The sequence below is a fragment of the Fervidobacterium gondwanense DSM 13020 genome (assembly GCF_900143265.1).
GTDB lineage: Bacteria > Thermotogota > Thermotogae > Thermotogales > Fervidobacteriaceae > Fervidobacterium > Fervidobacterium gondwanense.
Map to the genome: position 1 here is coordinate 193,668 of NZ_FRDJ01000004.1, position 9,568 is coordinate 203,235.

Annotated in this window: 8 protein-coding genes and 2 tRNA genes; 4 read left to right on the plus strand and 6 right to left on the minus strand. The window is 39.2% G+C overall.

Annotation, left to right across the window (positions count from 1 at the left end):
• Nucleotides 1–69: 69 nt before the first annotated feature.
• Both BUA11_RS05365 and BUA11_RS05370 read right to left on the minus strand, forming a co-directional pair.
• On the minus strand, nucleotides 70–786 hold the full coding sequence (locus BUA11_RS05365; protein WP_072759151.1) for a prepilin peptidase: 717 nt from the start codon (nucleotides 784–786) through the stop codon (nucleotides 70–72).
• Nucleotides 771–1,850 (minus strand): tetratricopeptide repeat protein, encoded by a 1,080-nt coding sequence (locus BUA11_RS05370; protein ID WP_072759153.1) that lies wholly within the window; start codon nucleotides 1,848–1,850, stop codon nucleotides 771–773. The genes BUA11_RS05365 and BUA11_RS05370 overlap by 16 nt, the downstream gene beginning before the upstream one ends.
• 272 nt (nucleotides 1,851–2,122) lie before the next feature.
• Between BUA11_RS05370 and BUA11_RS05375 the strand changes: the two genes are divergently transcribed.
• The 4 genes from BUA11_RS05375 to BUA11_RS05390 all read left to right on the plus strand — a co-directional run bounded on the left by BUA11_RS05375 (nucleotide 2,123) and on the right by BUA11_RS05390 (nucleotide 6,315).
• Nucleotides 2,123–3,481: a Do family serine endopeptidase gene (locus BUA11_RS05375; RefSeq protein WP_072759155.1), complete on the plus strand. Its 1,359-nt coding sequence runs from the start codon at nucleotides 2,123–2,125 to the stop codon at nucleotides 3,479–3,481.
• A 106-nt stretch (nucleotides 3,482–3,587) separates the two neighbouring features.
• A complete protein-coding gene (locus BUA11_RS05380; RefSeq protein WP_072759157.1) occupies nucleotides 3,588–4,520 on the plus strand; it encodes a TIGR00269 family protein in 933 nt (310 codons plus the stop codon).
• Nucleotides 4,513–5,631, plus strand: coding sequence for an FtsW/RodA/SpoVE family cell cycle protein (locus BUA11_RS05385; protein ID WP_084634368.1), 1,119 nt, complete (start codon nucleotides 4,513–4,515; stop codon nucleotides 5,629–5,631). Before BUA11_RS05380 ends, BUA11_RS05385 begins: the two co-directional genes overlap by 8 nt.
• A gap of 42 nt (nucleotides 5,632–5,673) precedes the next feature.
• Nucleotides 5,674–6,315: a hypothetical protein gene (locus BUA11_RS05390; protein ID WP_084634369.1), complete on the plus strand. Its 642-nt coding sequence runs from the start codon at nucleotides 5,674–5,676 to the stop codon at nucleotides 6,313–6,315.
• A gap of 59 nt (nucleotides 6,316–6,374) precedes the next feature.
• Here BUA11_RS05390 and BUA11_RS05395 read toward each other — a convergent pair.
• From BUA11_RS05395 to BUA11_RS05410, 4 genes are all read right to left on the minus strand, one after another.
• Nucleotides 6,375–6,451, minus strand: a tRNA-Met gene (locus BUA11_RS05395).
• 41 nt (nucleotides 6,452–6,492) lie between these two features.
• A tRNA-Leu gene (locus tag BUA11_RS05400) sits at nucleotides 6,493–6,582 on the minus strand.
• Between the two features lie 81 nt (nucleotides 6,583–6,663).
• Nucleotides 6,664–8,385: a phospho-sugar mutase gene (locus BUA11_RS05405; RefSeq protein WP_072759159.1), complete on the minus strand. Its 1,722-nt coding sequence runs from the start codon at nucleotides 8,383–8,385 to the stop codon at nucleotides 6,664–6,666.
• A 130-nt stretch (nucleotides 8,386–8,515) separates the two neighbouring features.
• On the minus strand, nucleotides 8,516–9,250 hold the full coding sequence (locus tag BUA11_RS05410; protein WP_072759161.1) for an SIMPL domain-containing protein: 735 nt from the start codon (nucleotides 9,248–9,250) through the stop codon (nucleotides 8,516–8,518).
• Nucleotides 9,251–9,568: the final 318 nt, after the last annotated feature.

A 9,568-nucleotide genomic window follows, 5' to 3' on the forward strand; every position in this document is an offset into this window, starting at 1 on the left:
TCTTTCCACTGACTTAAATTATAACACATCACACTTCATTGGACAATTTTAGATATGCTTAAAAATTTCCTATATATTATTTATTAACCTTATCATCAAAAATAAGTATCCGGTCGCTATAATGAAAGGACCAAATGGTACAACTCTGCTTTTACGGAACTTGGAAAAAAGAAGCCCACTTATGGAGGAAATAAACATCAAGAATGGCATGAACAAAAAACCTACAGCGAAAGAATAAACCGGGAAAAGGAAAATATCGCCCTCTCCGATACCTCCTTTGTATCTCCATCTTAAAAAAAGAAGTATGGATAGAGCAAGTATACCACCTATAAGGTCAAGAAGTATGAACGAACGAAAATATTGTATGTTTAAGTATATCCCAACCCCAAGCGTTACAATCCACGTGTAATCCGGAAGAAGCATCATCTTCAAATCTGTAAATACAGCTGGCAAATTTACTAAGAACAATAAATCAAAACAGGTAGCTATATCCAAAGGAAAGATGATATGGTTAAGAAGGAAAACTATACCAAAGACGAGCTCTATAATTGGGTACCTGAGAGAAATCTTGCTACCGCAAGTTCTACAGCGCCCACGGAGAATGATGTAACTCAGCAACGGAATATTATCGTACCAAGCTATCCTTTTTTTGCAAACTGGACACATTGAAAAACGGGGCTCATTTATCTTGAGCCCCGCAATTGGTCTATATATTAAAACATTCGCAAAACTACCGAATACCGTGCCTATAACAAATGAAAACAAAAGCACTATTTTATCCCACATAGCTCTTTCTCCGACTGAGTAAGTAGTTCATCAAAGAACTCTCTCTTGCCGTACAAATACCAGAAGTTATCACTCTTCAACTCATCGACGATCCTTCTTGCCTTTTCGATTTGATTCATCTTTATATATGCAACAGCGAGTATCAGGTTGAGATGTCTTGCGTCTGGGTTGGCGTTAATTATAGTTTCAACAGTCTGTATGACTTTTTCGTAATTTCCTTTCTTCAAGTGCACTTTTGCCCAAATCTCAACACCGTTTGGATCGCTCTTTGGATCCATTTCAAGTATCAAGCTTTCATATTCGCGAGCCTTTCCATCATTTCCTGCTTTTGCGTAGAGCTCTGAAAGTTCGTAAAGAGCGATGATGTTGTTCTCAGATGTTTTCCTGAAGTTTTCGAGCACTTCGATAGCTTTTTGAATCTCATTGATTTTTGTGTAAGCATCGGCGAGCATAAAATATGTAAATGTGTTAGATGGCGAAAGTTTGATCTCCTTTTCCCAGTATTCCACAGCCTTATCGTATTTACCCATGTTGTAGTATGCTTCACCGATTATCGAATAAGATTGTATCAACCAAGGATCCAGTTCGATAGATCTATTTAAATACTTGATAGCCCCCTCGATGTCACCTTCTTCAAGTAAGAAACTGCCGTATAATTCATACGCAGGGGCGTAATTCTTGTCCAATCTCATTATAAACCTCAAAATATCTTTTGCAACTTCGTTCAAATTTTTATCAGAGTATTCAACGGCCAATTCGTACAAACCGTCAGCCGTAGCATGAAGTAATTTTTCAGGTGTCAAATCATATTTTTCAAGGAACTCCACAACTTCGGTCCAAACAATCGGTTCATAAACGATTTCATTTAGAGAAGCTATCCTTTCCTCGAGTGCTTCAAGCATTTGAATTTGATCGTACAGATGCTGAATATCCTCAAAATCCTTTTTCATGTTACGCCAATCACCAGAATAGAAAAGATCACGTAAGATTACCAGCATAGGCGTTTCTTCATCAATATCGAAATACATATCGCTTTTTGAGCCCAAGATGAGTCTTATAACCATTAACAACACCTCCTGTTTTGTAACGTACCATTTACATTGTATCATATTTTTTCATAAAAGTAAATAGTTGCAACAGCAAAAAACTGTGTGCAATAAACCTTTCATGCTGAAATAAGATAGCCAAAAATGAATTTTAAGTGAATACTACGAAATTTTACAAATGACTGTTTAGCTATTTCTTTTAAACTCTTCATTCTAAGAATTTTCTAAGCTTGCTGGTGATATAATATAATTGCACAATATAACAAAAACAAAAGAGGAGGTGTTTTTATATGAGAAAACTACTTTTGAGTATACTCATTATTCTTTCTCTAAGCACATTCGCTATTGTAAACGCCGATTATCAAAGCCCGATTGTCAACGTTGTTAAAGCAACAGCACCAGCGGTTGTGAAGATTGACGTTGTGTCACAAACTGAGATTTACATTGACCCTTTCATCAGAGAGTTCTATAAACAGTTCTTTGGAGATATACCACGACAGTTTGAAGAATCAAACAGTGTTGGTTCCGGATTCATAATCAGCAAAGAGGGTTACATCGTGACGAACTTCCACGTTATTCAGGGTGCGAAAAAAATAACGGTAACGATGCTCGACGGCTCCGTGTATGATGCTGAATACATTGGAGGAGATGAAGAACTTGACCTAGCTGTAATCAAAATAAAACCAACAAAGACACTTCCGGTACTTGAGTTGGGCGACTCTGATAAGCTTAATATCGGTGAATGGGCGATAGCAATTGGAAATCCTCTCGGATTCCAACATACCGTAACAGTTGGTGTTGTTTCAGCAACAGGCAGGAAAATCCCCAAACCAGATGGAAGTGGATATTACACTGGTCTCATCCAAACGGACGCTGCAATAAATCCGGGCAATAGTGGAGGTCCTCTGCTAAACATATACGGACAAGTCATAGGCATCAACACTGCGATAATCAACCCAACCCAAGCTTCTAACATAGGTTTTGCGATTCCTATCAACACCGCTAAGAGATTCATAAATCAAATCATTGCAACTGGAAAAGTAGAGAAAGCTTATCTTGGAGTGTATATCCAAACGGTTACTGAAGCACTTGCAAAGAGCCTTGGATTAAAAGTGTCAAAGGGCGTTTACATCTCACAAGTTGAAAAGGGTTCGCCAGCTGAAAAGGCAGGAATTAAAGAAGGTGACGTAATAGTAAAGTTCAACGGAAACATTGTAGAGAGCGCCGAAGAATTGACATCAATGACAAGAAACTACACGCCAGGCACTAAGGTCAAAATTGTAGTAAACCGTTCAGGAAAAGAACTGATAATCGACGTAACGCTCGGAAAATTGCCATCACAGACAAGTTCTGGCGTGTCTGAAAGCGCTAAGGAATTTTTCAACATGAAAGTCAGCGATATTACGGCAAATGATAGGTCTACATACAAGATTCCAGCTGGTCTGGACGGAGTTATTGTGAAGCAGTCTACAAATTCTTACATAAAAGTTGGCGCGGTGATTTACAGGATATCGGTCAACGGATACTCGTACGATGTGAAAAGCGTAAATGACTGGAACAAAGTTGTTGAAAATGTGAAGAAAGGCGATTACATAGGGATATTCTATTACTACAACGGTGTTAACACTGTGTTTTCCTTCAGATATTGATATAAGATTCCAATAACTGGTTAAAAGGCAAACCCCTGCTGTTCAAAAGCAGGGGTTTTGTGTATAATTATACTTGGTTACAACAACGAAACTGAGGAGGCAGGTCATGAAGTGTAAAAAGTGTTCGAATCAGGCTGTTATTCACCTTAGAGCACACAACATTGGACTGTGTAAAGAACATTTCATTGAATTTTTTGAAAAACGCGTCCAAAGGGCCATAGATAAATTCAAAATGTTTACAAAGGAAGATAAAATTCTCGTTGCTGTCTCGAGTGGAAAAGATAGCTCAGCAGTATTACATGCACTTCATAAGCTCGGGTACAACGTAGAAGGATTATTTCTGAAAATGGGGCGACACACGAATGCGGCTGAAAGAATTGTCCGAGCACTTGCAGAACGCACCGGAATTCGCGTGAACATATACGACGTGACACAGCACTTCGGTGGGCTTGGTACAGGCGAGATGGCACAAATCGTTAAGAGGCCTGTCTGCAGTATATGTGGCATTGTTAGACGCCATTGGATGAACAGATATGCTGTAGAAAACGGTTTTACTGTTCTTGTAACTGGACACAATATGGATGACGAAGCGACTTTTCTTTTCGGAAATATATTGAATTGGCAGGTTGAATACATGGCAAGACAGTGGCCCGTGTTGGAGAAAACACACGATAAATTCGTAAGAAAAGCGAAACCGCTGATATACGTCTCTGAACGAGAGACGTATGCTTATGTGTTCCTTAATGATATACCATTTATGGAACAGAAGTGTCCATTTTCCAAAGGAGCCACGAGCTCAACATATAAAAAACACTTAAACGCAATTGAATACGAGCAGCCCGGGGCTAAGCACAGACTACTTTTTGGATACTTTGACAATCTAAGAAATACTCTCAGAGCGGAGAATACCGTTGAGCTAAAGGAATGTTCCGTTTGTGGATTTCCAACAACTGAGGAAAAGTGTCAATACTGCAAGCTTGTCGAAAGGGTTAACGAAAACTTATGTGAATCTCATAAACAAGGAGGCAAAGATGCATAGGTACAAGTCAAAGTTAGTGAAAATGAAAGAAAATGAATATTCGATTTTCGATATAATAATAATTTTAGATGTCATAGTATTAATGATAATAGGCTTACTGACACTCAGAAGCGTTGTGCTTGGCACTTCGCAAGAATCTCGCTTTCTGAAACAGTTGATTTGGGACTTAGTATCAATAGTAGTGATGTTCTACATAATATTCGAGAAGGAAACAAGGATACAAAAATATCTGAAATACATATACGGTGCCTCAGTGGTACTGCTAATTTTAGTCCTGTTCATAGGCAAATCTGTGTACGGTGCCAAAAGGTGGATAGACATTGGTGTATTTGATTTACAACCGTCTGAAATTTTTAAATTTTCAATCATTCTTCTTATGGCTTACATATTTTCAAAATACCAAAAAGAAAAGGCGTTCTTGCTATCCATGTTAGCTGTCTCTCCGGCCGTGCTTATCTTTCTTGAACCTGATTTAGGTATGACTATTTTGATGCTCTTCATATGGTTTACAATGCTACTATCGAGCGATGTTGATAAGAAATACATTTTCGCAATAATTGGCGCCGGACTGCTGATAGCGCCATTAGCTTTTTTCTTTCTGCTAAAAGACTATCAACGAGCAAGAATATTGGCTATATTTAATCCGCAAGAACACTTTCAGTACGGAGCATACAATACAATTATGTCGAAGACGGTTATAGCAAATGGCGGAGTGACAGGTACGGGCTACGGATTGGGCACGGGAACAAATATGCACATAGTCCCGATGCAGTATACCGACTTCATCTTTTCAGCTTATGCAGAGCAATTTGGACTAATAGGTTCTATCATTTTGCTGGTACTTTATGGTACAATAATATTTGCTGGATTGAGCTATATCGGAAGGTATAAAGACAGATTTTGGGAATTCGTAGCAATTGGTGTCTGTGCTGTATTCTCCTTTCATGTATTCGAAAATGTTGGCATGAATCTCGGTATGCTACCTGTAACCGGCATACCTTTACCCTTCGTAAGTTATGGTGGAACCTCAACAGTAATCTTTGCTGCAATTGCAGGACTGCTCATAAAAGCGAGGGCAATTTCAAAAAGGGCAAAGCAGGTGATCATTTGATTTATTCGAAGATAATTTCATAATAATTCAGGGGTGATAAGAGTGCCAATAACCAAAAAGAAAAAAACAAGAGACTTCTCGTCTTTCTTGGGAATGTTGTTCTTCCTAATAGTCATTATCTCTGTTATCTTATCGATAGGAAACTTCGTGCGTTACACAACACTTTTGAAACAGTACGAAGAGATGAAGAGATACGTTGACAGTAAAGTATCTGAGATGAAGTCGGAAAACGAGAATCTGAAAAACATGTTAGCTCCAAATTCCTTGTTAGACAAGTACATTGCCGCAGCTAATTACCTTCAAAATTTCGGGTACGATTTCGATAGAATCCTAACAGCCCTTAACGACGATCCGACAACTGGATACTTCATGGTATTCGTGGTAGGGAATGAAAACTCTTGGTTCACAGTAAAAGACAAAAACAATACATATTACACTGGAGAATTAAAACCAGGGCTTGCGAGCTATAGATTCTTTTACTACAAAGAACCCCGGATAAAAACAAAGTACGATATCATAATACCACCTGATGCCACAGTATCTGTTGGAAAAACAGGACGTGTATATCTTCTCTTCTTTGGCGTTGGTCTTAGATTCCATCCAACAAAAGTGGTCCAGCTTACTGAACCAACATATGAAGATATCGCTTCTAAATTCTCCCTTTATATTCCGGGCAGACAATAATAAGAATTAAAACCATAAGTCAAAAACAAAACAGGGAGCTTTAAGCTCCCTGTTTTTTCTGGTAGCGGGGGTGGGATTTGAACCCACGACCTTTGGGTTATGAGCCCAACGAGCTGCCAGACTGCTCTACCCCGCGACGCATAGCTTTATCTCATAAATCATTCAATTGCATCCACCTGGTGCCGGGGATCGGAGTCGAACCGACACGGGAATCCACTTCCCAGCGGATTTTAAGTCCGCTGCGTCTGCCAATTCCGCCACCCCGGCTCCGGTAGATATTATACCACCAGATAAATAAATTTGTCAAGCATACGTGTTTTCAGACCACAAGTTTATATCGTTTTACTCTCAAGCCTCACTTACAATTTTCATTATCGTATCCTTGATAATAGTTAACTTTCTTTTTGCTTCGTCTTTCACCTTGTCTACAGTATAAATGTAAACCTTCAACTTCGGTTCGGTGCCTGACGGCCTTATCGCATACCAAGAACCGTCGCTCAAGAAAAACCTCAGAACATTCGAAGCTGGTATATGCGCTTCGACTTCGCCTATCTCAATTCCGTTTTGATTGTATATTTTTCTCTCTTTGTAGTCAATGTACTCAATTACATCGAGAGTACCTATGACCTTTGGGAATTTCTTTCTGAAAACTTCCATGATTCTTCTAATCTTCTCCATACCTTTGAGCCCTTCATAAATAAGAGAGAAATTATCTTCAAGATAATAGCCAAAATTTTTGTAAAGCGATTCAAGTACGTCAATAAGCGTTTTACCTTGTTTTTTGTAGTATGCCGCCATTTCAGAGATCAACATGGACATCATAACCCCGTCTTTGTCTCTCACGAAATCACCTGTTACGTACCCAATACTCTCTTCATATCCGAATTGGAATGAGTATTTGCCTTCCAGTTCGTTCTCAAGACCGCAAATGTTCTTGAATCCTGTCAAGGTCTCGAAAGTTTCCACACCGTACTGTTTAGCGATGAGCTTGCCGAGGTCTCCGGTTACTATAGACTTAATCACGACTCCGTTCTTAGGAAGTATACCCTTCTTCTTCCTTTGAGAGAGCAAATATTCTATCAAGAGAGCACCAGTTTGGTTTCCATTTAGTGGTACATACTCACCGTTGTGTTTCACCATAACGGCATTTCTGTCAGCATCAGGGTCAGTTGCAAGGATTATGTCCGCGTTGTGCTTTTTAGCATAATCAAGCGCCAAATTGAACGCTTTTAAATCTTCTGGATTCGGATATTCAACTGTTGGGAATTCACCATTTGGAATCTCTTGCTCTGGAACGATGATATAGTTCGTAAACCCACGTTTATCAAAAACATACCTTACGAACTTCCCACCTGTTCCATGGAGTGGTGTGTAAACAATTGAAATATTCTTATCGATATCATCGCAAAGAGATAAAGATAGTACGTTCTCAAAATATGCTTCATCAATTTCCTTGCCGACTAACTTTATCAAGCCTTTTGATATCGCCTCATCAAAATCCATCTTCTTGATCGTTCCAAAATCTTCAATCTTTTTAATGTTTTCTTCTATCGGCTTTGCTATGTCATCCATTATCTGTGAACCGTATTCCCAGTATACTTTGTATCCATTGTATTCCGGAGGATTGTGGCTTGCAGTAATAACTATACCAGAGGCTGTCTTCAAATACCTCACGGCAAAGGAAAGCACAGGCGTAGGTCTTATATCATCGAACAGATAAACCTGCACGCCGTTGCCGGCAAGCACCTGAGCAGTAATGCGTGCAAATTCCTTTGACATTCTTCGCACATCGTAGGCTATGACCACACCTTTTTGCGCATATTCTTCTCCGCAGCTGTTAATATAATCCGCAAGTCCCTGCGTAGCCCTTGCCACTGTGTAGATATTCATTCTGTTCGTTCCAGCACCGATCTTGCCTCTCAAACCTGCAGTTCCAAACTCGAGCTCGAGCAAAAACCTTTCCTTTATCTCTTCATCATTTCCCTCAATAGCTTTTAACTCTGTTTTCGTCGCTTCGTCTATATGCGGGCTTTCCAACCACTTTCTGTACTCTGCCAAGTAATCTCTCATATCGATACCTCCTTATGCTTCCCATGCTTTACCAAGTGTTCTCACTCACCATTTTCGAGTCTACGTCCTATTTTACCATACTTAAGAACTTTGATAAGCTCTAACTAAGATTATTAACAAAAATACACTCTCACTTAGCCTCAAAAACAACGTTAACAGTTACCATAACTTCTTTTTCAAGCGTTGAAGTATCATACGTGCCATAATCACTAACCTCTACACTATTCGGTGCGAGAACCTGTACAACGCCACTTCTTGCACTTATAACTTTTCCAACTCTCAGATTACTGCTTCTTGCAATCTCTTCAGCTCTCCTTCTTGCATCCCTGACGGCTTCGGAAAGTAGCTGAATTCGTTTTTCTGGCAGTTTAGAATAATAATATTCAACTGGGTTCGACTGAAATACCAATCCATAATCAAGGATTTTTTGAGTTATCTCCTTTGCCTTCTGTGCGATTCCTTCAACATCGTTCGTTTGAACTGTTATATATTGCGCAAGCACATATTGCCTTTCGGCAATCCTCTCAGGATCTGTGTATAGTTCGGAAACACTTATTGCTGAAAGACTAATCTCATCATCTTTGATACCACTTTCTCTAAATATTTCCAAAACATGCCTTTCAGAAACTTTCATGCTCTTGAACCCTTCGTTTAGCTTTGATTCCGAAACCTTAACTGAAAAGTTCGATGACCATTTGGCAATGTCTGAAACCACCATCTCCCGAGCGCTGCCAGTAACTGTTAGGGTCTTTTGTGGCAGCTTTGAAAGATAAAAGAAATAACCAAACACCGCCATGCCGACAATAAATGAAATGCCAAGAATTATGGCAAAAACTAAGTTAGGATAACTCTTACCTGGATTCATAATAGTCCCTCCTCGTATAATAAGTTCGGTAAAAATTAAAATTGGTCTTTGAAAATTGAATGCATATTTTTTAACACCTCTGGTAAAATAGTTTCAGGTTGCCCCTCCTTGAGACTTTGTTCTCTTAAATAAGATTGCCTAACTAGAGTACAGCTTTTTACTTGCCGGAAAATGTTTTGCCTCGTTTTCTTATGTACCGCGAGGTTGTAAGGCTGTACTCAATCCGGAGGTGATTCCTTTGGCTATTTTAGCTATTGATGTCTCAAAGAACTATCTTTCTTTCTTTTCTGATTTCATCGGTAGTGGGACTGTTGAGAA